Origin of the sequence: Streptomyces sp. NPDC058697 (assembly GCF_042715345.1) — a bacterium.
Lineage (GTDB): Bacteria > Actinomycetota > Actinomycetes > Streptomycetales > Streptomycetaceae > Streptomyces > Streptomyces liliifuscus.
The window spans coordinates 1-23,244 of sequence record NZ_JBHXSU010000060.1 but is presented as its reverse complement, the minus strand read 5'-3'; the positions used below and the strand labels follow the sequence as shown (position 1 = coordinate 23,244).

Here is a 23,244-nt window from a genome sequence, read left to right as displayed (position 1 = left end):
CGCCCGGTTACATTCCGAACCCGGAAGCTAAGCCTTACAGCGCCGATGGTACTGCAGGGGGGACCCTGTGGGAGAGTAGGACACCGCCGAACAAAATTTGAATAAGAAAAGCCCCCGCACTTCGGTGCGGGGGCTTTTTTGCGTTTTCAGGACGGCTGCACCAGTCTCGTGTCGTACGCCAGAATCACCGCCTGGATGCGGTCTCGGGAACCGGTCTTCGCGAGGATGCGGCTCACGTGGGTTTTCACCGTCGACTCGGCGAGATGGAGGCGGGTGGAGATCTCCGAGTTCGTCCAGCCCTTTCCGATGACTGCCAGGATCTCGCGTTCACGGTCCGTCAGGGCGGTGAGGCGTGGGTCCATGCCGGGCGGGGTGTCCGAGGTGGGCGTGGGGAGGTGCTCGGCATAGGCGTCGAGCAGGCGGCGGGTGAGGCTCGGGGCGACGACCGCGTCGCCCGTGGCTACCGCGCGGATGCCGGCGAGGAGTTCCTCGGGCTGGGCGTCCTTGATGAGGAAGCCGGAGGCGCCCGCTCGCAGGCCGGCGTACGCGTACTCGTCCAGGTCGAACGTGGTGAGGATGAGGACGCGGGTGCGGTCTCCGGCGGAGACGATGCGGCGGGTCGCCTCGATGCCGTCGAGGCCGGGCATGCGGATGTCCATCAGGGCGACGTCCGGGTGGAGTTCGGCCGTCATGCGGATCGCCTCGGTACCGTTGGACGCTTCGCCCACGACCGCCATGTCGTCCTGGCTCTCCAGGAGCATGCGGAAACCGAAGCGCTGCAGCGGCTGGTCGTCGACGATGAGCACGGTGGTCACTGCGGGGTTTCCTCCGGTAGGTGAAGGTGGACGCGCCAGCCGTGGTCCGGGAGCGGGCCGGACTCAAGTGTGCCGCCGTACAAGGCTGTTCGTTCGCGCATTCCGGTGAGGCCGCGGCCTCCGGCGCCGGGGCCCTGGCCTGTGCTTCCGCGGCCGGTGTCGGTCACCGTCGCGGTCACGGCGCCGCCGTCCCCGTACGACACCGAGACCGTCGAGGTCGCGTCGGGGCCGCCGTGCTTGAGGGTGTTCGTCAGGGCTTCCTGGATGACCCGGTAGACGGTGAGTTGGCGGCCCGGGGGGAGGGCGGTTGCGTAGCCGTGGATGGTGGTGCGGACGGGGAGGCCGGCGGAGCGTACGCCGTCGATGAGGTGGTCGAGGTCGGTGAGGGAGGGCTGGGGGGCCATCTCCACTCCCTGGGGATCGAGTCTCACGGAACGCCCCACGGAAAGTCCCAGGGCAGGTCCCAGGGCAGGTCCAAGGGGTTCGGCTCCTGGCGGCTCTGGTCCTGAGGGGTCCGTGCGTAGTACGTCCAGGAGGCGGCGGAGTTCGCCCAGGGCCTGGCGGCTGGTCGTGCCGATGGCGGTGAGGGCCTGGGCGGCGCGTTCGGGGTTCTTGGCGGCCGCGTACGAACCGCCGTCCGCGAGGCTGGTGATGACCGAGAGGTTGTGGCCGATGATGTCGTGCATCTCGCGGGCTATGCGGGTGCGTTCTGCGGCGGTGGCGAGGCGGGCCTGCTGGTCGCGTTCCACCTCCAGCTGGGCGGCGCGTTCGACGAGGGAGGCGAGGTACTCCTGGCGGGTGCGGTAGGAGATGCCGACGATCGCCACCATGGCGAGGCGGGTCGCCTGCGGAATGATGGTCTGGTCGGGGCTGGGGTCGGCGCCCTGTTCGGTCGCGTTGCGGAGGCCGTCCACGATGATCGGGATCAGCGTGAGGGCGTAGGACGCGAGCAGGGTGCGCAGTCCGGTGTGCAGCGCGATGTTGAACGTGACGACGAGCAGGGTCAGGCTGGCCTGGAGGTCCGTGCCGGTCCAGGCGTTGACGACGGCGAGCGGGAGCATCGGCAGCAGGATCGCGACGGGGTGGCTGCGGCGCCACAGGAGCGGGACGGTGAAGCCCAGCGACAGGGTGACGAGCAGCCAGGTGGGTGCCTGCGGGTTCTGGGTGATGTACCGCCAGCCGTCGCCCAGGACGTCGTTGAAGGCGGCGGTCATGAAGAAGCCCGTGACCAGGACGTCCCACACCAGCGGGTGGCGTCGGTCGAAGGCGCGCAGCCGGTGGCTGAGGCGGTGGATCTGGCGGGTGACGGGCTGTTGGCGGGCGCCGTCCGGTGACCAGCCCCGCCAGGACTGGTCGCGCCAGGCCTGGTCCCGGCGGGCGCGGTCGCGGCGGCTCCGGTCGCGGGCTCTGCGCAGCCAGTTCCGGTGCCAGTTCCGGGGCCGGTCCCGTGTCTCGGTCACTCTTCCATCCTCGTACGGGAGCAGGTGGTACGGGAGTTGGTCATACGTCCCGTCGTTGGAGAAGCAGGGCCGCGGCGCCCAGGATCGCCGCCGTCCACAGGGTGAGGGCGAGGAGGGCGGGGCCCGTCGCCGCGTAGTCGGAGGAGTCGTGGAGGGTCATCAGGCCCTCGGCCGCCCTGCCGGGGAAGTACTTGGAGGCGCTGTCCATGACGTCGTACGGGAACATCCTGAGGACCTCCGGGAGGACGGTGACGCCTCCGATGAAGGCGGTGATGCCGCCGGGGACCGAGCGGAGGAGGGCGCCCAGACCGAGGCCGATGAGGGTCAGGGAGGTCAGGCCCGCCGCGCTGCCGAGGAGGGTGCCGAAGACTCCTGGATCGGTCAGGGACAGCTTCTTGTCCGTGCCGTCGAGGAACAACTGGCCTGCCGAGAAGGTGACGAGGAATGTGGCGAGCGTGGCGGTGAAGGTGACCGCGGCGACCACGCCTGCCTTGGACCAGAGGACCGGGAGGCGGCGCGGTACGGCCACCATCGTGGAGCGGACCATCCCCGTGCCGTACTCGCCCGCGATGAACAGGACGGCTACGACGGCCAGGATGATCTGCGAGAACTGCGTGCCGAAGAGCAGGAACTGGACGGGGTCGACGCCGGAGACCTCGCCGCCGTCCTGTTCGTACGAGGCGCTGATCGCGATGCCGATGCCGATGGTGACGACGGTCGCGGCGGTCAGCATGATCCAGGTGGAGCGGACCGTCCACAGCTTGTGCCATTCGGAGCGCAGGATGCGGGCCGGGGTGAGGGCGAGGGTGGTCATGCCGGCTCCAGGTGGGCTGCGTATTCGAGGGAGTCGCGGGTCAGGTCCATGAAGGCCGCCTCCAACGAGGCTGCGTGCGGGGTGAGTTCGTAGAGCGGGATGTTGTGGGCGGCGGCCGTGCGGCCGATGTGTTCGGCGTCCGTGCCGCGGACTTCGAGGGTGCCCGGGGTGGTGCTCGTGACGTCCACGTCCGGGGCCGTGAGGAGTTGGGTGAGCAGGCCCGCTTCCGGGGTGACGACCTTGACCGTGCCCGCGCCCGATTCGCGTACGAACGTGTCGACCGTCGTGTCGGCCAGCAGGCGGCCCCTGCCGATGATGATCAGGTGCTCGGCGGTCAGGGCCATCTCGCTCATGAGGTGGGAGGAGACGAAGACCGTACGGCCTTCCGCGGCCAGGGACTTGAGGAGGTTGCGGATCCACAGGACGCCCTCGGGGTCGAGGCCGTTGACCGGTTCGTCGAGGATCACGGTGGCCGGGTCGCCGAGCAACGCGGCCGCGATGCCGAGGCGTTGGCCCATGCCGAGGGAGAAGCCCTTGACCCGTTGTCCGGCCACGTCGGTCAGGCCGGTGAGGTCCAGGACGTGGTCGACGCGGCTCCTGGGGATGCCGTGGGTGAGGGCGAGCGCGACCAGGTTGTGGTGGGCCGTGCGGCCCGGGTGGACCGAGCGGGCCTCCAGGAGCGCGCCGACCTCGTGGAGGGGCGCGTGGTGGTCGGCGTACGCGCGGTCGCCGACGGTCGCGGTGCCGTGTGTCGGGGCGTCCAGGCCGAGGATCATCCGCATGGTCGTGGACTTTCCGGCGCCGTTGGGGCCGAGGAAGCCGGTGACCGTGCCCGGGCGGACGGTGAAGGTGAGGTCGGACACGACTGTCTTGTCGCCGTAGCGTTTGGTCAGTTCGGAGGCCGTAATCATGTCTTCGATGGTCGGCCGGGCGAGGGCCGGGGGCGTCGGACGACGGCCGGATATGAGGTGAAGGGTGTAGTACCCCGGTATTACGGTGACCCTCATGAACCCCGATGTTCGTTCCGATGACCGTCCTGATGCCTCGGCGGACCATGTGGTGCGTTCGATACGTGCCGACGAGTGGCCCGCGGCGAAGGAGCTGCGGCTGGCCGCGCTCCGGGATCCGGTGGCACACCTCGCCTTTCTGGAGACGTACGAGGCTGCCGTGGGCCGGCCCGACAGCTTCTGGCGGGAGCGGGCGGCGGGGGCCGCCGAGGGGGTGCGTGAGCGGCAGCAGGTGGTGGCCGTGGCGCCCGACGGGCGGTGGGTCGGGTCGGTGATCGTGCTCGTCGAGGAGGCGGGGGCTCGGGGCGCGCTCGGGGACGTGAGCGACGTACGCCAGGGGCATCTCGTGGCCGTCTATGTGCGGCCGGAGGTGCGGGGGCGGGGGCTCACCGAGCGGCTCTTCGCGTACGCCCTGGAGTGGGCGTGGGAGGTCGCCGGGGTGGAGCGGGTGCGGTTGTTCGTGGACGAGCGGAACGGGCGGGCCGAGGCCTTCTACCGGAGGTTCGGGTTCGTCCCCACGGGGGAGAGCGTTCCGGTGCCGGGGGATCCGGGCGCGCGGGAGCTGGAGTTCGTGTTCAAGCGCCCCTAGGCGGCGGGGAGTTACACCGGGAGTTCGTGGTGGGGCCAGCGGGAGCGGGCCTGTTCGCGGGAGCGGAGGAGGGCCAGGACGGGGAGGCCTCGGTTCGGGCCTGTGCCTGCGCCTGCGCCTGCGCCTGCGCCTGCGCCTGCGCCCGTGCCGGTGTTCGTGCTCGCGGCGGCCAGCAGGTCCGGGAGTTGGGGGAGCGGGGCCACCGCTGCCACGTCGTCCAGGACGAGGGTGAGTGGTGGGTCGAGGCGACCGGAGGATGACCGTTCGGCCATGCGCCGGCCGCGCTCGACCACGCTTGAGGCGAGGGCCGTCAGCAGGGGCATCGCACCGGGATTTGCCCTGGGGTCCTCGATGGGTTCACCGACCACATAGAGCGTGCCCCCTTCGTCGGCGAAAGAATCCAGGGTGAGGGTGTCGGTTCGGTTGGGTGTGCAGGCTTCGCGGACATTCACCGTGAACAGGGCGGAGAGGGCCCGGGCCGTCAACTCCTGCGCGATGTCCCGGCGTTCGGGGTGCGAGGTGAGGGTGGCTTCGAGTTCGCCCGCGGAGCCGGCGGCGGCCTTGGGGTTCGTACGGAGGATGCGTACGGCTTCCTGGACCTGGGTGCCCTGGGCCCAGCGGTGGACGTGGCGGATGGTGCGGCCGTCCACGGCGGCGGCGTGGAGGTAGCTGCGCAGGAGTGTCTCGGCCGTGTCGGCGACCGTCTGGTCGATCTTCGCGGTGGGGCGGACCGGGGCGAGGAGCGCTGCCGCGCGGGCCTTCGCGGTGTCCTTGTTCTCGCAGCCGGCGGAGGGGGACCAGTGGAGGCGGGCCGGGGTGTCGCAGAGGTGGGAGGGGTCGTAGAGGAGGACCGGGCCCAGTTTCGCGCGGGCGTCCTTCGTGTCCGACCAGAGGGTGGGGTTGGAGGTGATGACGAGGGCCGGGCCGTCGGCGTCCCGGATTGCCTGGACGGCGAGGGGATGGCGGGTCTCGGGCGGGCCGAGGACGAGGGGGCCCCGCGGCGTGGGTACCCCCACCGTCCCCGCGCCTTCGGCGCGGATGCTTTCCCACCCACCCACCCGATTACCGTCGGCCACCGAAGGAACCGACTCCAGCGGCGGCTCCGCCGCATGGACAGGCTCGGCCGCCGACACCCGCTCCACAGCAGGTCGCGGAGCGACCTCACGAGGCACACTCTCAGGCTGTGGCTGTGGCTGCGGCTCTGCCTTCGGCTCCGGCTCCGGAGTGGGCTCCGGCATGGCGGACGCGGTGGCTGCCAGCGCCCTGCGCCTCGCCCTCCCCGCCCTCCATCTCGCCGCCGTTCCCATGACGAACACCGTCAGGACCAGCAGGACCATCAGCTGGCCGATGAACAGGCCCCAGAAGAGGCCGTACCCGGAGAGTTGGGTCTCCGGGGTTTCCGGCCAGGCGGCCGCGATGTCGTGGGGGGCCTCGACGAGTTGGCGCATGGCCAGGGGCGTACGGCGGAAGGTGACCTCGGCGGGCCAGGAGCCGTGGGAGAAGAGGCCGGCCAGGCCGGTCGCCGTCCACACCATGACGGTCATGCCGAGGACGAAGGCCAGGATGCCGACCAGCAGTCCGTCGGGGATGCCGCCTTCGCCGCCGCGGTGGCGGTCTCGATCGTCCGGTCTCATCTCGGGCCGCTCCTCTACGCCACCGTGGACTCGGACGAGTCGTCGAGATCGCTCAGGTGTTGCTCCATGAACGCCGCCGCGCGTTCCTCGGCCTCAAGTTCGGCGGCCCGCAGGGCGTCGTCCGCCAGGTGGTCGGCCGACGACTCCGTCATGGCGCGGTCGGTGAAGACGAGGGGGCGTTCGGTCTCGGTGATCAGGTGTTTGACGACCTGGACGTTGCCGTTGACGTCCCAGACGGCGATGCCGGGGGTGAGGGTGGGGATGATTTCCACGGCCCACCTGGGCAGGCCGAGGACCCGTCCCGTCGACCTCGCCTCGTCCGCCTTCTGGGCGTAGATCGTCCTGGTGGACGCCATCTTGAGGATCGCGGCGGCTTCCTTCGCCGCGGCCCCGTCGACCACGTCCGAGAGGTGGTGGACCACCGCCACGAATGAGAGGCCCAGGCGTCGGCCGAACTTCAGCAGGCGCTGGAACAGCTGGGCCACGAACGGGCTGTTGATGATGTGCCAGGCCTCCTCGACGAGGAAGATGCGCTTCTTCCGGTCGGGGCGGATCCAGGTGTGCTCCAGCCACACGCCGACGATCGCCATGAGGATCGGCATGGCGATGGAGTTGCGGTCGATGTGGGACAGGTCGAAGACGATGAGCGGCGCGTCCAGGTCGATGCCGACGGTCGTCGGGCCGTCGAACATGCCGCGCAGGTCACCGTCGACGAGGCGGTCGATGACGAGGGCGACGTCCAGGCCCCAGGCCCGTACGTCGTCTATGGCGACGTTCATCGCCTCCGCCGACTCCGGTTCGGGGTGGCGCAGTTGCTCGACGATGTCCGTCAGTACGGGCTGGCGCTCGACGATCGTCTCGTTGACGTAGGCGTGCGCGACCTTGAGGGCGAAGCCCGAGCGCTCGTCCAGGCCGTGGCCCATCGCGACCTCGATGATCGTCCGGAGCAGGGCGAGCTGTCCGGTGGTGGTGATCGCGGGGTCGAGCGGGTTGAGCCGGATTCCCATGTCCAGGGCGGCGGTCGGGTCGAGCCGGATGGGGGTTATACCCAGCTGCCGGGCGATGAGGTTCCACTCGCCGTCCCCGTCCTCGCCCTGTGCGTCGAGCACGACGACCTGCCGGTCCTTGAACCTCAACTGCCGCAGGACGTACGTCTTCTCCAGGGCCGACTTGCCGTTGCCGGACTCGCCGAGGACCAGCCAGTGCGGGGCCGGGAGCTGCTGTCCGTACAGCTGGAAGGGGTCGTAGATGTAGCCCTTCCCGGAGTAGACCTCGCGGCCGATGATGACGCCGGAGTCGCCGAGGCCGGGGGCCGCGGTCGGCAGGTAGACGGCCTGGGCCTGGCCGGTGGAGGTGCGCACCGGCGGGCGGGTCGTCTCGACCTTGCCGAAGAGGAAGGACGTGAAGGCCTCGGTGAGGACGGACAGCGGATCCCGCATCAGTACTCAGCCCTACCTTCGGATGCCGGTGGCGAACGGGAGTGTGTTCACGAAGGCGCGGTGGTGCTCGCGGTCGCACCACTCCAGCTTCAGGTACGACTTGCCGGCCGAGGCCCTTATGGTCCGCTTGTCGCGGGCGAGTGCCTCGGGGTTGCGGGAGGAGACGGTGATGTAGCCGACGATGTTGACGCCGGCGGCGCCGCTCGCGAGGTCCTCGCCGCGCTGGTCCATGCGGTTGTGCGAGGCGACGTCGCGGGGGTCGACGGTCCGGTTCATCTTGGCCTGGCGGCTGGCCTCGGCGTCGTCGTTGGTCTTCTCGGTGAGCATGCGCTCGATGGCGACCTCGGTGGGTTCGAGGTCCATCGTGACGGCGACCGTGCGGATGACGTCGGGGGTGTGGACGAGCAGCGGGGCGAGGAAGTTGACGCCCACCGGGGTCATCGGCCATTCCTTCACCCAGGCCGTGGAGTGGCACCAGGGGGCGCGGGTGGAGGACTCGCGGGTCTTGGCCTGGAGGTAGGTGGGCTCCATGGCGTCCAGCTCGGCCGGCCAGGCGTTGCGCTTGGTCATGGCCTGGATGTGGTCGATGGGGTGGTCCGGGTCGTACATCGAATGTACGAGGGAGGAGAGCCGGCCCTGTCCGAGCGGCTGGCGCACCCGGATGTCGGCCTCCTGGAGGCGGGAGCAGATGTCGGTGAGCTCGCGGGCCATGACGACGGCGAGTCCGGAGTCGCGGTCGAGCTTCTTGCCGCCCTGCGGGCGCGCGGCGCGGGCCATCGCATGGCCCTCGGCGGCGAGTTCGCGGGAGTAGTGCATGCAGGCGACGAGGTAGGCGCGGTGCTGTTCGCTGCTCGTCGACACCATGGACTGGAGCTGGTCGTAGGACTGCTGCAGCCAGCCGGGGGCCTTCTCGTCGCCGCGTACGACGACGTCCTTGGCGTGGGCGTCCGGGTCGGCGGGGAGCGTACGGGCGAGCATCTGGAGGCGGGTGACGAAGCCGTCGCCGTTCGCGACGTGCTTGAGGAGGGTGCCGAACCGGTCGACGAGGGTTTCCTGGTCCTCGCTGTCGCGCAGGCCGACGCCGGGGCCCTCGATCTCGATCGCCGCAGTGACGGTTTTCCGGTCGGCGTGCAGGAGGACGGCGATCTCGTCCGGGCCGAAGGGCGCGGCGAGCCAGGTGATCCGTCCGATGCCGGGCGGGGGGCCGACCTCGATCTCGCGGCCGTCGATGCGTGTGCCGGACTCCATGACCTTGCTGCGGTAGGCGGTGCCCTGGCGCAGGCTGCGCTTGTAACTGCGGTTGATCTCGAACCACTTGTAAAAGGTCCGCCGCTTGTACGGCACGTAGACCGCGGCGAGTGCCAGCATCGGGAAGCCCACGAGGGACACGATGCGCAGGGAGAGCACGGGGACGATCAGACCGGACATCATGCCGAGGAACGCGCCCACGATGATCAGCGCGATCTCGCCGGACTCGCGGTTCCTGCCGACGATCGCGTTCGGCCGGGCGCGGCCGATCAGATATGTCCGGCGGGGCGTGACCGGATGGGACACATGGGCCTCGGTCGTCAACGCCCTTCACCTCCCGTGCGGTTGTTGCTGCTGTTGCGTGTGTTTCCGGCGTGGGGGGTGTTCACCGGGCTGCTGCGTGGTGGGGGTGCGGCGGAGGGGACAGATCCGCCGCCTCCCCCGCCCGAGGAGCCGCGGGAGCTGTGTGCGGCGACGCCGCCGGAGGCGGGGTTGGAGGGACGGGCACCGCCGCCTCCGCCTCCGCCGCCGTTGTTGTCGGCCCGGGCGCTGTGGGTCTTGATGCCCTGGGCGACGAGGGTGGCGGGCGAGCTGATGACGGCCGCGGCCTTGCCTTCGGCGCCCTGCATGATGCGGTTGTTGCGGGAGCCGGCGATCTCGTCTCCGAAGCCCGGTACGAAGCGGTAGATCATCGCGCTGGCGAAGATGGCGAGCAGGATGATGGCGAGGCCGGAGACGACGGCGGAGAACGCGTCGGGCCCGTCCTCGGCGGACAGGGCTCCGGCCAGGCCCAGCACGATCACGATCACCGGTTTCACCAGGATGACGGCGATCATGATGCCCGCCCAGCGGCGGACGTGGCCCCAGAGGTTCTTGTCGACCAGGCCGGCGTAGACGACGGTGCCGAGGAGCGCGCCCACGTAGAGGAGGGCGGCGCGGATCACCAGCTCCAGCCACAGGACGCCCGCGGCGAGGATCGACACGAGGGACACCACGATCAGCATGATCGGGCCGCCGCCGATGTCGGTGCCCTTGTTCAGGGCGCCGGAGAAGTTGCCGAAGAACGTGTCCGTCTGGTTGCCGGTCGTCTTGGCGAGGACCTCGGCGATGCCGTCGGTCGCCGACACGACGGTGTAGAGGATCAGCGGGGTGAAGGCCGATGCCAGCACCGTCAGCCAGAGGAATCCGATCGCCTCGCCGATGGCCGTGCTGAGGGGGACACCTCGCACGGCCCGCTTGGCCACCGCGAGCAGCCACAGCAGGAGGGTGAGGATCGTCGACGCGGCGAAGACGACCGCGTACTGCTGCAGGAACGTGGTGTTCGTGAAGTCGACGGTCGCGGTGTTCTGGACCGCGTCACTCAGCTTGTCGATGGTCCAGGAGGCGGCTTTGGCGCAGCCCTTGGCGAGGGAGGCTAGGGGGTCGAGAGCCGTGGCAGGGTCGTCGAGGGAGGGGCCGTTGCGGCTGGAGCCGCCGTCTCGTTCGCAGTAGTCCTTGGCGGGTCCGACGATCAGGTCGCAGTTGTCGTCGGACGGCGAAGGAGTCGGCGTCGGTGCGGCGGCAGCCCGTGTGGCGAGCAGCACGAGCGTGGTCTGTACGGCTGCGACGGCGGCGGTGACCTTTAGTACGCGGCGCGGGCTACCGGGCATACGTGAAGCCTCCGAACTCTTCGACGGCCTTCGAGATCTCGTCGGACGGCGAGACCGTGTTGTCGCCGTTCACCGGCGCCGGTCCATCCTTCTGGGAGAAGCTGTCGACCTTCCAGTCGCCGTCGGCCCACCGCAGTTGGAGCGTCATGGTGAACCAGTCGTTGCTGACCGGGTTCTTCGAGTCGTCCCCGGCGGTGCCGAACACGCCCGTGCACCAGACCTCGACGGTCGCGGCGTCGGCCGAGTGGTCGGTGACCTTGGTGCCGACCGGCATGGTGCGTGAGACGTAGGTCTGTCCCGAGGCCGCGTTGCCGTTCTCGTCCAGGCCGACGTTGCTCAGGAACTCCTTGGAGTACGCCTTGTCCAGCTTGGCCTGGAGCGCGGCCACCTTGTCGGCGACGAACACCTGCTGGACGATCTCGCTGCGCCGGGCGGGCTTGAGGATGTCGGCCGAAACCAGCACCACCGAGTAGTTCGCGGCCGCGGACTCCGCTCCCTGCTGGTTGTGGGGGAACCCCGACGGGATGCCGCCCGCCTTCGTCTGCACCGGTTGATCCCCGGAGGGAGCCGTCGGCGCCGACTTCGTCTTGTCGCCGCCCGACTCGTCCGAGCCGGAGTCACCGCCGCCACGGTTCGCGAAGGCGATGGCGGCAATCAGGAGCACCACCACTCCCACCACCGTGACGAGGCTGCGGGAGGAGGAACGGCCGCCGCGTCGTGCGCCGCCGTAGACGTCACCGGCGTTGTCGGGGAGACGTGTGCGGGTCTGGCCGGTCCCCCCGTATCCGCCGTCGTCGCCGCGCGCTCCGTGCTCGTCGCCGAGACTCATGCCGCGTACGCCCCCTCAACCTCTTGCTGAACCGCGTAATACGACGGTAGCCGCGCTGGCTTCAGCGCGGGCGCGGTGTGGTGACTCGACATCAGGGAAACGCAACCTCAGCCGGTGGGCACGACGGACGGGTGGGTAGTGGGAGACCGGGCGTGCCCGGCCGGGTCTGAGGACGCCGAGCCGGCGGCCGCCTAGACGGCCATGCCGTACACGATGGTGAAGACAGTGCCGAGGGAACCGATGATGAAGACTCCGGTGAGACCCGCGACGATGAGGCCCTTGCCTTGTTCGGCACTGAAGGTGTCGCGGAGGGCCGTCGCGCCGATGCGTTGCTTCGCCGCGCCCCAGATCGCGATGCCGAGGCACAGCAGGATGGCGACCGCCATCACGACCTCGATCATTACCCGCGCCTCGTTGCCCAGGCTGCCGAAGGGGCCCCAGTCCGGGGCAATCCCGCCGATGATGGTGTTGATGTCGCCCTTTTCGGCTGCGAAAAGCATGTAAGTCACCGCCCCTTGTGGGTTGTTCTGCACCCCCTGCCACTCTGCGCAGAGGTCAGGGCCATTGTCGCCGACAAAGACGCTGTCGCATGTCGACTTGGCGTCATTGATTGGCGGGTTTCGTACGGATCCCTTGTCACCGGCCCTCGCGGGGCCCTGACGGGGGCGGGGGTCGGTATACAAGGAGGCATATCGTCACTCTGTGTATCACGGCATGTCACGCCGGGCAATGAAGTGGAACCGGGAGTCGAACCGGAACCCGAGGTGTGGTTCCGTCGTTAGCCCCTCTTATCCGGCTCACTCCGGGCGGTGACCGACTCCGCCCGCCCATCGAGCCCGACCCCGTCCCATGTGCGCCGGTGCGTCGTGCCGATGTTCTCCGGGTCGTACGTCTCCTGGTGAGTAGACGCCGCCCGTTTTGCGCTGGGGGAAGGCTATCCCGGTTGCGGGCGTGGGGATGTGGCGGGGTGTCACCTGCGGTGCCCTGTTCCGGCGCTCTGCCCCGGTGCTCCATCTGCCCGCGCTTATATAAGCAAGCAGTGATACATTGATGCCGTGCACGCATTCGACGTACTCGGGGACCCCGTACGCCGCCGGATCCTTGAGCTGCTCGCCGACGGCGAGATGAGCTCCGGGGCCGTCTCGGAGGTCATCAGGGAGGAGTTCGGCATATCCCAGCCGGGCGTCTCGCAGCATCTGAAGGTGCTGCGGGAGAACGGCTTCGCCACGGTCCGGCCGGAGGGGACCCGGCGGCTCTACGCCGTCAACTCCGACCCGTTGCGCGACATCGACGCGTGGCTGGCCCGCTTCCGGCACTTCTGGACCCCCCACCTGGACGCCCTGGCCACCGAACTGGCCCGGGGCAAGCGCGAGCGCCGGCTCCGTGAGTCCGCCGACGGCACCGGCGGCGACGAACCCGTACAGCAGAGGAGCACCCCATGATCGACGTCACCCACCAGATCAACGCCGTACGGCGCCGTGTCGGCAGCCGTGTCATCGAGGCCGGCGAAGGACATGTGGTGACCCTGAGCCACACCTACGACTCGACCGTCGAGGACCTCTGGGACGCCTGCACCAACCCCGAGCGCATCCCGCGCTGGTTCCTGCCCGTCACCGGTGACCTCCGCGTCGGCGGCAAGTACCAGCTGGAGGGCAACGCCAACGGCACCGTCGAGAGCTGCGACCCGCCGCGGGGCTTCACCGCGAGCTGGGAGTTCGACGGGGCCGTCACCTGGATCGAGCTGCGGCTGATTCCCGAGGCGGACGGCGGTACGCGCTTCGAGCTCGACCACATCGCCCCCGACGACGACGAGAAGTGGGCGCAGTTCGGCCCCGGAGCCGTCGGTGTCGGCTGGGACATGGCCCTCATCGGCCTCACCCTGCACCTGTCCACCGGCGAGGCCGTGAACCCCGAGGAGTTCATGGCCTGGGCCGGGGGCGAGGAAGGCCGGCGGTTCGTGACGCTGAGCAGCGAGGGCTGGTACGCGGCGAGTGTCTCCGACGGTGAGGCGGAGGGGGTCGCACGGGCGCGGGCCGACCGGACGACTGCGGCGTACACCGGGGCCGAGTCGGACTGACGTCGGTCCGGTCTAGGCTGACCCGTCCTCCACGCCGTCCACTCCCTCAACTCCCTCCACGAAGTGGTCGAACTCGCCTGCCTGTACGCCGAGTACGAAGGCGTCCCACTTCTTCTGGGTGGTCGTGACGACGGTCTCCGGGTCGCTGGTCTCCCGGATGTAGACGAGGTCGTTGTCGCCGAAGGCGAGCTCGATCCAGGGGCCGGGGCCGGTCGCCTCCGGCGGGGCTGCGCGTTCCCAGGTGAGGTTCGCGGGGATGTCAGACATGGGCCGGGTTCTCTTTGAGTACGTGGATGAGGGCGGCGAAGGCCTTGGGGGTGGCCCCGAGCGTGGAGGCCATGTGTATGCATGAGTCGCCCTCGGAGCAGTAGGACGACTTCTGCCAGGTGCGCGGAGTCACGGGAGTTCCTCAGAGGTCGTGGATCAGGTCGCGGGTCTTGTCGGGTGAGAACGCGACGCCGTTCAACTTCTCGAAGAGGTGCCGGTACCGGGCCGTGCGCGTAGAAGATGGACTGGCCCGATCCGGGGTAGGCCCCGACGTCGAAAGTAGTGGCGCGCAGGGTGATGTGCTCCCGCTCGCTCGCGTCGAGCAGCTGCTTGAGCTGCTGTCGGGACACCGATGGCCCGCCGATCTTCATCCGCAGAGCTGCCTCGTGAATGATCGCCTCGTACGGAGTGGGGTCGTCCCGGTAGAGCACGGCCTGGCGCTTGATGCGGAACGAGACGCGGTGCTCGATGTCCGGTGGGGAAAGCTCCGTGACCGCGTGCCGGAAGATTTCACGGGCGTGGTCGACGGTCTGGAGCAGGCCGGGCAGGATCTTGACCTGCGCCTGCGGCATGCCGAGGAGTTGGGCAGCCGCCGTTGAGGTGAGACCTGCCTGTTCGCGCAGCTTGCGCAGTTCAGCCCCGAGCCGGAGTTGACGTCCTGTCGGGTTGGTCCGCACGACGATGCTCCTCGATCTTCCGTGGAGACTTCCGATGGTCACCGTATCTACGTCCTGGGCCTACACCCCAGTCAGCAGCGCAGCGCGCGTTCGGGGGGCGGGGTCACCGATCTCGTGTCGTACAGCGTGAAAGCTTCGGTTGCGGCGGCTTCGGGGTGGGAAGCTCCTAGACTGACGTGGGCTGATTCCGGAGCTGGGGAGGGCGGTTGACGGTGCGTAAGGCGTGGATCGTGGTGACCGTCGCCGCGGGGGCGGGGCTCAGCTTCGTCATGGTGCTGGTCGTCGGGGTCTACATGGTCGCCGGCAACCTCGCCAACGGTGTCGGGCAGGGGGCCCGTGGCCTGGCCAAGGGGGCCGTACCGGCCGCGTACCAGGCGCTCGTGCAGAAGTGGGGCAATCTGTGCACCGCCATCAACCCCGCACTTCTCGCCGCGCAGCTCTATCAGGAGAGCGGGTTCAATCCCGACGCCAAGAGCCCGGCCGCCGCGCAGGGGATAGCGCAATTCATCCCGGGCACGTGGGCGACGCACGGAATCGACGGCGACGGTGACGGCGACCGCGACGTATGGGATCCGAATGACGCGATTCCATCGGCCGCGAAGTACGACTGCACACTTGCGAAGTACGTGAAGGACGCGCCCGGCGACCCGACGAAGAACATGCTCGCCGCGTACAACGCGGGGGCGTACGCCGTCATCAAGTACGGGGGCGTACCGCCGTACAAGGAAACGCAGAACTACGTGAAGACGATCACGACGCTGGAGGAGAGCTTCGCCGCTCCGGTCACCCGTGTCGACCCCTCCAAGCAAGCCGCCGGGGCCATTTACTACGCGCAGAAGAAACTGGGCACGCTGTATCTCTGGGGTGGGAACGGTACCGCTGACCAGGGCGGACGTTTTGACTGTTCGGGGCTGACCAAGGCCGCGTACGAGAGTGTGGGGATCACGCTGCCGCGGGTCGCCAACGACCAGTACAACGCCGGGCCGCACCCGAACCGGGACGAGCTGCTGCCCGGGGATCTGGTGTTCTTCTCGGACGACCTCACCAACTCCCGGGCCATCCGGCACGTGGGGATCTACGTGGGCGGCGGGTACATGATCAACGCGCCCCGGGCGGGTGCCGTGATCCGGTTTGACCCGATCGACACCCCCGACTACTTCGGGGCGACGCGGGTCACCGAAGATGGCGCGAAAGCGTTGCCCACCTCTGTGTGAAACCCTCCCCTGAGCTGCGGCGATGTATCTCTCTTCGATAACGTCTGAGTGATCATTCGGTGGAGGGTGGAACGTATGGAAGGGGAGTGTGCGTTCCTGTTCTCGTAGCCGACGACGGGGGTTGATGGCGCGGCGTACCCGGTGGGTGCGTCGGGAAGAAGATGACGAAGGGGCCGTTGCACCATGGCTGGACTCGCCGAATCCGGTTCGAACCCTGACGTTGACTTGCTCTACGACATCAATGGTCTCGCCAAAGACGCGCCGCAGTGGTTCGACCGCGTCATGGAGTTCGTCGGCGAGTGGGGGCTCCTGGTCGCCATGGTGATGCTCGTCCTCTGGTGCTGGCTCACCGTGCGGAAGCGGGGCGGGGAGGACGCCGCCTCGTCCGTCGCCGCGCTGATCTGGGCGCCGCTCGCCGCCGGCATCGCCGTACTCGTGAATGTGCCGATACGGGGATTTGTGGAGCGGCCTCGGCCTTTTGTCGACCATGACGGGCTGGATGTTCTTATCGGCGGCAAGAGCGACTTTTCGTTCGTGAGCGATCACGCGACTCTCATGATGGCGATGGGGGTCGGGCTGTTCGTCGCGAATCGGAAGTTCGGGATCGTGGGGATAGTGCTGGGTCTGTTCGGCGGGTTCTGCCGGGTTTATATGGGCGTGCACTATCCGACGGATGTGATCGGTGGATTTGCGCTCGGGACGGCTGTGGTTCTGCTGCTTTCGCCGCTTGCGATGGCTTTGTTGACGCCGGTTGTGGGTGCGGTGGAGAGGTCTCCTCGGGTGGGGTGGTTGGTTCGCGCCGGTGGCTCCGCCGGGGAGCGGGGGAAAGTGATTCCTGGGGCTCGTAGTGAGGTTGAGGCGGAGGAGCGGGACCTTGCGGCGTAGGTAGGGGGCCTGTTGTTCGTTGCCGGGTGCGCGCCCGGTGGGGGCTTGTCGCGCAGTTCCCCGCGCCCCTAAAAGCCAAGGCTGGGTCGTTCCCCGTTCCTCGCGCCCCTGAAGGCAAAAAGACTGCGCAGTTCCCCGCGCCCCTAAAACGCCCCGTGCCCCTGAAGGGGCGCCCCCAGCCAGCCCGTGCCCTACAGCGACTGTGGGAACTTGAAGAAGGTTTCTGGGTCGTACTTTCGCTTCAGGGTCTTCAGGCGGGGGGCCGCCTCGCCGTAGTACGCCTGGCGCCAGTTCGGCAGGGTTGGGTCTGTGTAGTTCTGGTAGGCCGCGCCTGAGGCGTGGGGCTTCATGGCTGTGTGGGCCTGGGTCAGCCAGGTGGTGGATGTGGTGGCGGAGGTTCCGGGGCGCCAGGCCGCGATGTACTGGGCCAGCATGCGGGAGCGGCGGTGGACGAAGGCCGTTGCCGTGGGGTCGATTCTGTTGATCGCGCCGCCGAGGGCGGTCAGGGCGATGCTGCCCGTGCCGCCGCGGACCCCCGATATCTGGGCGAGCAGGGTCTGGATGCCCGCCGCCGAGATGGAGCGGTCGAAGAAGTCCGAGCGGCCCGCGTATGTCTCGCGGCCGAGTGCGCCCTGGGGGGAGCGGCCGGGCGTCGCGCCCGGGAGGTGGCACTGGGCGTCGTCCGGGAAGGCCGAGCAGCCCGCGTACACCTCCATCGACTCCTCGTAGGAGCGGCGCTTGAGGGAGACGCTGCGGGCGGAGGCGCCGATGCGGTCGGCGAGGCGGTCCACCGCGTTCTGGAGTTCGCCGTAGGTGCCCAGGGAGAAGGCGGAGACCGAGACCGTGGGGGTGCCTCCGGCCGCGTTCTCGAAATGGCACGAGGACCAGATCTCGTCGGGCTGGTCGGGGCCCCACTCCTGCCAGGCACCGAGAACGGCGGCGGCCCTGGACCACGGCCAGGACATGAACGCCGCGACGCCCTGCGGGGCCGGGTGGGTCCTGAAGCGGAGCTCGGTGACGACGCCGAAGTTGCCGTTGCCCGCGCCGCGCAGGGCCCAGAAGAGGTCCTCGTTCTCGGTCGCGCTCGCGGTGAGCTGCTTTCCGGCGGCCGTGATCAGGGTTGCCTGGGTGAGGCTGTCGCACGTCAGGCCGTAGGCGCGGGACACGACGCCGTGGCCGCCGCCCAGTGTCAGGCCCGAGACGCCCACCGTCGGGCAGGAACCCGCCGGGATCGTGACGCCCTTCGCGGCCAGCGTGCGGTAGACGTCGATCAGCTTGGCGCCCGCGCCGATCACGGCCTCGTTGCCGGAGGCCCGGACCTTGGAGAGCTTCGAGATGTCGAGGATGAGCCGGCCGTCGCCCGAGGACCAGCCCGCGTACGAGTGGCCGCCGTTGCGGATCGAGACGGGGACGGAGCGGGACCGGGCGTACGCGAGTGTCGTACGGATGTCCTCGGCGTGGGCGACGTACGCGACGGCCGTCGGCCTGAGCGAGTCGAAGCGGGTGTTGTACAGCTGACGGGCCGCCGCCCAGTTCGCCTCGCCCGGGCGGACCAGGGGGCCGTCCAGATCCCGCGCCAGGGCCTTGAGGCCGGCCGCGGCGCTCGTCGACTCCAACGGTGTGCCGGACGTACGGGCCCCCTCACCCGACCGCGGCCCGGCACCCCCGCCGGTGCCACCGGTGCCGCTCGTGCACGCGGCCGAAACCGCTGTCGCCGCGAGCGCGGCGCCGCCGCCTATGAACGTACGCCGTTGCATGCGCGCCTCCCGTTGTTCCCGTGGAACGAGACGGGTCCACGGTCCGGCGGGTTCCACGGGCGGGTCCCGGGAATCGCGTACGCGGCTGCCCGGGACCGCCGGTTTCCGGCCAGCGGAAGGCCGGTGCGCGCGGGGCTGGCGGAGGGGTGAGAAGAGGGGAGGGAAGGGTGAGAAGCGGCCGGAAGAGGGGAGTGATGCTTCCGAAGGAGGTGGTTCCGGTAGTCGGGACCCTCACGTGTTCTCCCCGTAAGCATTCCGTGACCTCACCGCACTGACGGCAGGGGTTCACCCTCCGTTCACCCACGGCCATCGGCCGCTTCACCTGATCTGCCTAATTTCGGCCTTACCCGGTGCGTCGTGCGAGCAGAAGCCCGCTCACGTACCAATCGATATCAGTTGTCACAAAGCAGTACGACGGCAGTCTCGTGCGGACGAGAGGCTGCACCACGACCTCGCACGCCGCCAGTAGACGGCGGCTCCTGGAAGGAACTCCCGAAAGTGAAGCTTCAGCGCAAGAACCGGCTTCGCGCCCTTTCGCTCGGTGCTGTCGCCGTCTCCGGCGCCCTGGCGCTGACGGCGTGCGGCTCCGACGACACCGGCGGCAGCGGCAGCGGCGACTCGAGTGCGCCCGCGGCCAACAGCGCCATCAAGTGTGACGACGCCAAGGGCGAACTGCTCGCGGCCGGCTCCTCCGCGCAGAAGAACGCGGTCGACGCCTGGGTCAAGCAGTACACGGCCTCCTGCAAGGACGTTCGGATCAACTACAACCCGAACGGCTCCGGCGCCGGTATCACCAACTTCCTCCAGGGCCAGACCGCCTTCGCCGGTTCGGACTCCCCGCTGGACGCCGAGGAGATCACCAAGTCCGCCGAGGTCTGCAAGGACAGCCAGGCCATCGACCTGCCGATGGTCGGCGGCCCGATCGCCGTGTCGTACAACCTCCCGGGTGTGGACGGCCTCGTCCTGGACGCCTCGACCCTGGCCAAGATCTTCGACGACAAGATCAAGACCTGGGACGACGCCGCGATCAAGAAGCTGAACCCCGACGCGGACCTGCCCAAGACCAAGATCCTGACGTTCCACCGCTCGGACGACTCCGGCACCACGGACAACTTCACCAAGTACCTCAAGGCCGCGGCCGCCGCGGACTGGAAGTACGAGGGCGGCAAGGCGTGGCAGGCCAAGGGCGGCCAGTCCGCCACGGGTTCCTCCGGTCTCGCCCAGCAGGTGACCCAGACCGCCGGCGCGATCTCCTACATGGAGCTCTCGTACGCCAAGGACGCCCAGACGGTCCACGTCAAGACCGATGCGGCCACGCCCGTCGAGGCCACCGTCGACAACGCCACCAAGGCGATCGCCGAGGCCAAGGTCGTCGGCGAGGGCAAGGACCTCGCCCTTGAGCTGAACTACGAGCCCACCGCCGAGGGCGCGTACCCGATCACCCTCGTGACGTACGAGATCGCGTGCGAGAAGGGCAACAAGGCGGAGACCCTCGCCGCCACCAAGTCCTTCCTCACCTACCTCGCCAGCGAGGAGGGGCAGGCCATCCTCAAGGACGCCAGCTACGCCCCGATGCCCGAAGAGATCATCACGAAGGTCCGCACGACCGTCGCCGGCCTGAGCTGACCCAAGTGTGCGGCCCGCACCGGTAGCAACCGGAGCGGGCCGCGCCGTCCGGTGCACCGCCGCCTGGAGCCCGCACCCCGAGGTTCCGCAGACCGGAGAACTCCATGGACATATCTACTCAAGACGCACCAGTCCCTCCCCCCACCACACCGACCCCGGAGCAGAAGCGCGCCGCACGCGGTGCCACCCGCCCCGGAGACCGGATCTTCCTCGGTCTCTCGCGAGGCTCGGGCATCCTGCTCCTGGTGATCATGGCCGCGATCGCGGTCTTCCTCACCTATCGCGCGGCTCTCGCCATCTCCGAGGACGAGGCCAACTTCCTCACGGCCTTCGAGTGGGAGGCCAACGCCGACCCGCCGAAGTTCGGTATCGCGGTCCTCGCCTACGGCACGGTCATCTCCTCGATCATCGCCATGGTGATCGCGGTCCCGATCTCCGTGGGCATCGCGCTGTTCATCACGCACTACGCCCCGCGCAGGCTCGGCGGCCCGATCAGCTATGTGATCGACCTGCTGGCCGCCGTCCCGTCCATCGTGTACGGCCTCTGGGGCGCCCTCGTCCTCGTACCGCACATGAACGGTCTGTTCGGCTGGCTCGACTCGTACTTCGGCTGGACGGGCATCTTCGACTGGCAGGGCGGCCCGGCGCGCTCCCTGTTCACCGTCGGCATCCTGCTCGCGATCATGATCCTGCCGATCGTGACCAACGTGAGCCGTGAGGTCTTCCGCCAGGCGCCGCAGATGCACCAGGAAGCCGCGCTCGCCCTCGGCGCCACGCGCTGGGAGGTCATCCGGATGTCGGTGCTGCCCTTCGGCCGCTCCGGTGTCATCTCCGCCTCGATGCTGGGCCTCGGCCGCGCTCTCGGCGAGACGATGGCCGTCGCCACGGTGCTCTCGCCGAGCTTCCTCATCGAGACCAGCCTGCTCGACCCGGGCGGCGGCACCTTCGCCCAGAACATCGCCAGCAAGTTCGGTGAGGCCACCGAGACGGGCCGCAACGCCCTGATCGCCTCCGGTCTGGTCCTCTTCGTCATCACCCTGCTGGTCAACGGCGCGGCCCGTGCGATCATCGCCCGCCGCAAGGAGTACTCGGGGGCCAACGCATGAGCAACGTCGTCATGGACAAGCGCCCCGAGCGCCCCAGCAGCAACCTGCAGGGCGCACGGCTTCCCAAGTGGACCCCCTGGGCGGTCGCCGTGGGCTCCGTGGGTCTGGGCCTCGGCATCAGCGCGGCCGCCGGGCTGGAGAGCAGCATCCAGTGGGCGCTGATCGCCGCAGTGCTGTTCGTCCTGGTCAGCTACGGTCTCGGCGTCAAGGTCGAGGGCAGCAGGCAGGCCAAGGACCGGTTCGCCACCAGCCTCGTCTGGGTCGCGTTCCTCCTCGCCGTCATCCCGCTGGCCTCCGTCGTCTGGGAGACCATCAGCCGCGGTGTGAAGGTGCTCGACTTCTACTTCCTGAGCCACTCGATGGGTGTGGTCGCCGACTCCGAGGTCGGCGGTGGTATCAACCACGCCATCATCGGAACCCTGGAGCAGGTCGGTCTCGCCACGGTGATGGCCGTGCCGATCGGTGTGCTCACGGCGGTCTACCTCGTCGAGTACGGGCGCGGAAAGCTCGCCCAGACGGTCACCTTCTTCGTCGACGTCATGACGGGTATCCCGTCGATCGTCGCGGGTCTGTTCGTGCTGGCCATCATGCTCTCGCTGGCACTGGAGCCCTTCGGGTTCGCCGGTTCGCTGGCTCTCGCCATCCTGATGATGCCGGTGGTGGTCCGCTCCACGGAGGAGATGCTCAAGCTCGTACCGAACGAGCTGCGCGAGGCCTCGCTGGCCCTGGGCATCCCGAAGTGGCGCACCATCATCAAGGTGGTTCTGCCGACGTCCATCGGTGGTATCACCACCGGTGTGATGCTCGCGGTCGCGCGCATCGCCGGTGAGACCGCGCCCGTACTGCTTCTGGTGTGGGGCAGCGCCTTCATCAACAACAACCCGTTCGAAGGCGCTCAGGCGTCGCTGCCGCTCTACATCTACCAGCAGTACGCTCAGAGCGCCGGCAACGCGGCGGCCTACGACCGTGCCTGGGCCGCGGCACTCGTGCTGATCATCATCGTCATGATCCTCAACCTCGCGGCCCGCGGCATCGCCCGCTGGAAGGCCCCGAAGACCGGTCGCTGACGCGGCCATTCAGCGACCAGACTTACCCCCGCGAAAGAAGTAGATCCCATGGCCAAGCGAATCGACGTAAGCGGACTGACCGCTTACTACAGTGCCCACAAGGCAATCGAAGACATCTCGATGACCGTCGAGCCGCGTTCGGTGACGGCCTTCATCGGTCCGTCCGGCTGCGGCAAGTCGACGTTCCTGCGCACGCTGAACCGTATGCACGAGGTCACGCCCGGTGGACGGGTCGAGGGCAAGGTGCTCCTGGACGACGAGGACCTGTACGGGAACGGGGTCGACCCCGTGGCCGTGCGCCGCACCATCGGCATGGTCTTCCAGCGGCCGAACCCGTTCCCGACCATGTCGATCTTCGACAACGTGGCGGCCGGGCTGAAGCTCAACGGCTCCTACAAGAAGTCCGAGCTGAGCGATGTCGTCGAGAAGTCGCTCAAGGGCGCGAACCTCTGGAACGAGGTCAAGGACCGGCTGAACAAGCCGGGGTCCGGCCTTTCCGGTGGTCAGCAGCAGCGGCTGTGCATCGCGCGGGCGATCGCTGTCGAGCCGCAGGTTCTGCTGATGGACGAGCCCTGCTCGGCGCTCGACCCCATCTCGACGCTGGCCATCGAGGACCTGATCGGTGAGCTGAAGGAGCGCTTCACGATTGTCATCGTGACGCACAACATGCAGCAGGCCGCCCGTGTCTCCGACCGGACGGCGTTCTTCAACCTCTCGGCGGTCGGTCAGCCCGGGCGTCTCATCGAGATCGACGACACGGAGCGGATCTTCTCCAACCCGTCCGTTCAGGCCACGGAGGACTACATCTCCGGGCGCTTCGGCTGAGCGGTTGCGCTCCGCTTCTTTTCCTGACCCCCCGCGGTGCTGCATGGCGGTGCCACCGCGGGGCCCAATAGGGCCCGCCCCCTGGCTCCCGGGGGGCGGGCCCGTCGGTTTTCCCCCCTCCTGGGGCTCCGCCCCAGACCCCGTGGGGTGCGATTTCGGGTGCGGCCCGGTGGGGGCTGGTCGCGCAGTTCCCCGCGCCCCTAAAAGCCAAAGACTGCGCAGTTCCCCGCGCCCCTAGGTACCTAGGGGCGCGGGGTAC

General features: G+C 68.9%; 22 protein-coding genes, 1 rRNA gene and 1 pseudogene. 10 read left to right on the top strand and 14 right to left on the bottom strand.

Annotation, left to right across the window (positions count from 1 at the left end; all coding sequences use genetic code 11):
- Positions 1 to 92: ribosomal RNA gene (gene rrf / locus ACFWXQ_RS48375) — 5S ribosomal RNA — on the top strand; the annotation flags it as partial.
- Between the two features lie 54 nt (positions 93 to 146).
- Here the strand turns inward: rrf and ACFWXQ_RS48370 are convergent.
- The 4 genes from ACFWXQ_RS48370 to ACFWXQ_RS48355 are packed head-to-tail and all read right to left on the bottom strand — an operon-like array spanning position 147 to position 4,000.
- Positions 147 to 815 carry a response regulator gene (locus ACFWXQ_RS48370; RefSeq protein WP_383949511.1) on the bottom strand — a complete coding sequence of 223 codons (669 nt, stop codon included), beginning with the start codon at positions 813 to 815 and terminating at the stop codon, positions 147 to 149.
- Positions 812 to 2,275, bottom strand: coding sequence for a sensor histidine kinase (locus ACFWXQ_RS48365; protein WP_383949508.1), 1,464 nt, complete (start codon positions 2,273 to 2,275; stop codon positions 812 to 814). The genes ACFWXQ_RS48370 and ACFWXQ_RS48365 overlap by 4 nt, the downstream gene beginning before the upstream one ends.
- Positions 2,276 to 2,315: 40 nt before the next feature.
- Positions 2,316 to 3,089 (bottom strand): ABC transporter permease, encoded by a 774-nt coding sequence (locus ACFWXQ_RS48360; RefSeq protein ID WP_383949505.1) that lies wholly within the window; start codon positions 3,087 to 3,089, stop codon positions 2,316 to 2,318.
- Positions 3,086 to 4,000, bottom strand: coding sequence for an ABC transporter ATP-binding protein (locus ACFWXQ_RS48355; RefSeq protein WP_383949502.1), 915 nt, complete (start codon positions 3,998 to 4,000; stop codon positions 3,086 to 3,088). The genes ACFWXQ_RS48360 and ACFWXQ_RS48355 overlap by 4 nt, the downstream gene beginning before the upstream one ends.
- Before the next feature lie 94 nt (positions 4,001 to 4,094).
- Here ACFWXQ_RS48355 and ACFWXQ_RS48350 point away from each other — a divergent pair, with 94 nt between their 5' ends.
- Entirely contained in the window at positions 4,095 to 4,685 is a 591-nt protein-coding gene (locus ACFWXQ_RS48350; RefSeq protein WP_383949499.1) for a GNAT family N-acetyltransferase, read from the top strand.
- Positions 4,686 to 4,696: 11 nt separating this feature from the next.
- Here the strand turns inward: ACFWXQ_RS48350 and ACFWXQ_RS48345 are convergent, their stop codons facing one another.
- The 6 genes from ACFWXQ_RS48345 to ACFWXQ_RS48320 form a co-directional block, all read right to left on the bottom strand.
- On the bottom strand, positions 4,697 to 6,319 hold the full coding sequence (locus ACFWXQ_RS48345; RefSeq protein WP_383949496.1) for a type VI secretion protein: 1,623 nt from the start codon (positions 6,317 to 6,319) through the stop codon (positions 4,697 to 4,699).
- A gap of 14 nt (positions 6,320 to 6,333) precedes the next feature.
- On the bottom strand, positions 6,334 to 7,758 hold the full coding sequence (locus ACFWXQ_RS48340) for an ATP-binding protein (protein ID WP_200396816.1): 1,425 nt from the start codon (positions 7,756 to 7,758) through the stop codon (positions 6,334 to 6,336).
- Between the two features lie 12 nt (positions 7,759 to 7,770).
- Positions 7,771 to 9,330 carry an SCO6880 family protein gene (locus ACFWXQ_RS48335; protein WP_383949493.1) on the bottom strand — a complete coding sequence of 520 codons (1,560 nt, stop codon included), beginning with the start codon at positions 9,328 to 9,330 and terminating at the stop codon, positions 7,771 to 7,773.
- Positions 9,327 to 10,655, bottom strand: coding sequence for a hypothetical protein (locus ACFWXQ_RS48330; protein ID WP_383949490.1), 1,329 nt, complete (start codon positions 10,653 to 10,655; stop codon positions 9,327 to 9,329). Before ACFWXQ_RS48330 ends, ACFWXQ_RS48335 begins: the two co-directional genes overlap by 4 nt.
- Entirely contained in the window at positions 10,645 to 11,484 is an 840-nt protein-coding gene (locus ACFWXQ_RS48325) for a hypothetical protein (RefSeq protein ID WP_383949487.1), read from the bottom strand. The genes ACFWXQ_RS48330 and ACFWXQ_RS48325 overlap by 11 nt, the downstream gene beginning before the upstream one ends.
- A 191-nt stretch (positions 11,485 to 11,675) precedes the next feature.
- Positions 11,676 to 11,984 (bottom strand): hypothetical protein, encoded by a 309-nt coding sequence (locus ACFWXQ_RS48320; RefSeq protein ID WP_055613376.1) that lies wholly within the window; start codon positions 11,982 to 11,984, stop codon positions 11,676 to 11,678.
- A 555-nt stretch (positions 11,985 to 12,539) separates the two neighbouring features.
- Between ACFWXQ_RS48320 and ACFWXQ_RS48315 the strand changes: the two genes are divergently transcribed.
- On the top strand, positions 12,540 to 12,926 hold the full coding sequence (locus ACFWXQ_RS48315) for an ArsR/SmtB family transcription factor (protein WP_383949484.1): 387 nt from the start codon (positions 12,540 to 12,542) through the stop codon (positions 12,924 to 12,926).
- On the top strand, positions 12,923 to 13,561 hold the full coding sequence (locus ACFWXQ_RS48310) for an SRPBCC family protein (RefSeq protein ID WP_383949481.1): 639 nt from the start codon (positions 12,923 to 12,925) through the stop codon (positions 13,559 to 13,561). Before ACFWXQ_RS48315 ends, ACFWXQ_RS48310 begins: the two co-directional genes overlap by 4 nt.
- A 12-nt stretch (positions 13,562 to 13,573) precedes the next feature.
- Here the strand turns inward: ACFWXQ_RS48310 and ACFWXQ_RS48305 are convergent, their stop codons facing one another.
- The 3 genes and pseudogenes from ACFWXQ_RS48305 to ACFWXQ_RS48295 all read right to left on the bottom strand — a co-directional run.
- Positions 13,574 to 13,828 carry a DUF397 domain-containing protein gene (locus tag ACFWXQ_RS48305; RefSeq protein WP_383949479.1) on the bottom strand — a complete coding sequence of 85 codons (255 nt, stop codon included), beginning with the start codon at positions 13,826 to 13,828 and terminating at the stop codon, positions 13,574 to 13,576.
- The gene (locus ACFWXQ_RS48300; protein ID WP_383949476.1) at positions 13,821 to 13,961 is read right to left on the bottom strand and encodes a DUF397 domain-containing protein; all 141 of its coding nucleotides are present in this window, start codon (positions 13,959 to 13,961) and stop codon (positions 13,821 to 13,823) included. Before ACFWXQ_RS48300 ends, ACFWXQ_RS48305 begins: the two co-directional genes overlap by 8 nt.
- Positions 13,962 to 14,130: 169 nt before the next feature.
- Positions 14,131 to 14,400 (bottom strand): annotated as a pseudogene (locus ACFWXQ_RS48295) (Scr1 family TA system antitoxin-like transcriptional regulator); the annotation flags it as partial.
- Positions 14,401 to 14,711: 311 nt separating this feature from the next.
- Between ACFWXQ_RS48295 and ACFWXQ_RS48290 the strand changes: the two are divergent.
- Both ACFWXQ_RS48290 and ACFWXQ_RS48285 read left to right on the top strand, forming a co-directional pair.
- Positions 14,712 to 15,719, top strand: a complete 1,008-nt coding sequence (locus ACFWXQ_RS48290) for an NlpC/P60 family protein (RefSeq protein ID WP_383949473.1) — start codon at positions 14,712 to 14,714, stop codon at positions 15,717 to 15,719.
- Between the two features lie 183 nt (positions 15,720 to 15,902).
- The gene (locus ACFWXQ_RS48285) at positions 15,903 to 16,604 is read left to right on the top strand and encodes a phosphatase PAP2 family protein (RefSeq protein WP_383949470.1); all 702 of its coding nucleotides are present in this window, start codon (positions 15,903 to 15,905) and stop codon (positions 16,602 to 16,604) included.
- A 191-nt stretch (positions 16,605 to 16,795) separates the two neighbouring features.
- Here the strand turns inward: ACFWXQ_RS48285 and ACFWXQ_RS48280 are convergent, their stop codons facing one another.
- Positions 16,796 to 18,361: an FAD-binding oxidoreductase gene (locus tag ACFWXQ_RS48280; RefSeq protein WP_383949467.1), complete on the bottom strand. Its 1,566-nt coding sequence runs from the start codon at positions 18,359 to 18,361 to the stop codon at positions 16,796 to 16,798.
- 498 nt (positions 18,362 to 18,859) lie between these two features.
- Here ACFWXQ_RS48280 and pstS point away from each other — a divergent pair, with 498 nt between their 5' ends.
- The 4 genes from pstS to pstB all read left to right on the top strand — a co-directional run bounded on the left by pstS (position 18,860) and on the right by pstB (position 22,985).
- Complete coding sequence (pstS, locus tag ACFWXQ_RS48275; protein WP_383949464.1) at positions 18,860 to 19,987, top strand: phosphate ABC transporter substrate-binding protein PstS; 1,128 nt, start codon at positions 18,860 to 18,862, stop codon at positions 19,985 to 19,987.
- 104 nt (positions 19,988 to 20,091) lie between these two features.
- Entirely contained in the window at positions 20,092 to 21,093 is a 1,002-nt protein-coding gene (pstC, locus tag ACFWXQ_RS48270; protein WP_383949461.1) for a phosphate ABC transporter permease subunit PstC, read from the top strand.
- The gene (gene pstA / locus ACFWXQ_RS48265; protein ID WP_383949458.1) at positions 21,090 to 22,160 is read left to right on the top strand and encodes a phosphate ABC transporter permease PstA; all 1,071 of its coding nucleotides are present in this window, start codon (positions 21,090 to 21,092) and stop codon (positions 22,158 to 22,160) included. Before pstC ends, pstA begins: the two co-directional genes overlap by 4 nt.
- 48 nt (positions 22,161 to 22,208) lie before the next feature.
- Positions 22,209 to 22,985 (top strand): phosphate ABC transporter ATP-binding protein PstB, encoded by a 777-nt coding sequence (pstB, locus tag ACFWXQ_RS48260; protein ID WP_383949455.1) that lies wholly within the window; start codon positions 22,209 to 22,211, stop codon positions 22,983 to 22,985.
- Positions 22,986 to 23,244 lie beyond the last annotated feature (259 nt).

Bases quoted from the DNA above. Each gene is read 5' to 3' on its own strand.
- ACFWXQ_RS48350 (WP_383949499.1), top strand. From the start codon at position 4,095: ATGAACCCCGATGTTCGTTCCGATGACCGTCCTGATGCCTCGGCGGAC.
- ACFWXQ_RS48355 (WP_383949502.1), bottom strand. From the start codon at position 4,000: ATGATTACGGCCTCCGAACTGACCAAACGCTACGGCGACAAGACAGTC.
- ACFWXQ_RS48305 (WP_383949479.1), bottom strand. From the start codon at position 13,828: ATGTCTGACATCCCCGCGAACCTCACCTGGGAACGCGCAGCCCCGCCG.
- ACFWXQ_RS48340 (WP_200396816.1), bottom strand. From the start codon at position 7,758: ATGCGGGATCCGCTGTCCGTCCTCACCGAGGCCTTCACGTCCTTCCTC.
- pstB (WP_383949455.1), top strand. From the start codon at position 22,209: ATGGCCAAGCGAATCGACGTAAGCGGACTGACCGCTTACTACAGTGCC.
- ACFWXQ_RS48280 (WP_383949467.1), bottom strand. From the start codon at position 18,361: ATGCAACGGCGTACGTTCATAGGCGGCGGCGCCGCGCTCGCGGCGACA.
- ACFWXQ_RS48310 (WP_383949481.1), top strand. From the start codon at position 12,923: ATGATCGACGTCACCCACCAGATCAACGCCGTACGGCGCCGTGTCGGC.
- ACFWXQ_RS48325 (WP_383949487.1), bottom strand. From the start codon at position 11,484: ATGAGTCTCGGCGACGAGCACGGAGCGCGCGGCGACGACGGCGGATAC.
- ACFWXQ_RS48285 (WP_383949470.1), top strand. From the start codon at position 15,903: ATGGCTGGACTCGCCGAATCCGGTTCGAACCCTGACGTTGACTTGCTC.
- ACFWXQ_RS48360 (WP_383949505.1), bottom strand. From the start codon at position 3,089: ATGACCACCCTCGCCCTCACCCCGGCCCGCATCCTGCGCTCCGAATGG.
- ACFWXQ_RS48345 (WP_383949496.1), bottom strand. From the start codon at position 6,319: ATGAGACCGGACGATCGAGACCGCCACCGCGGCGGCGAAGGCGGCATC.
- ACFWXQ_RS48330 (WP_383949490.1), bottom strand. From the start codon at position 10,655: ATGCCCGGTAGCCCGCGCCGCGTACTAAAGGTCACCGCCGCCGTCGCA.
- ACFWXQ_RS48320 (WP_055613376.1), bottom strand. From the start codon at position 11,984: ATGCTTTTCGCAGCCGAAAAGGGCGACATCAACACCATCATCGGCGGG.
- pstA (WP_383949458.1), top strand. From the start codon at position 21,090: ATGAGCAACGTCGTCATGGACAAGCGCCCCGAGCGCCCCAGCAGCAAC.
- pstC (WP_383949461.1), top strand. From the start codon at position 20,092: ATGGACATATCTACTCAAGACGCACCAGTCCCTCCCCCCACCACACCG.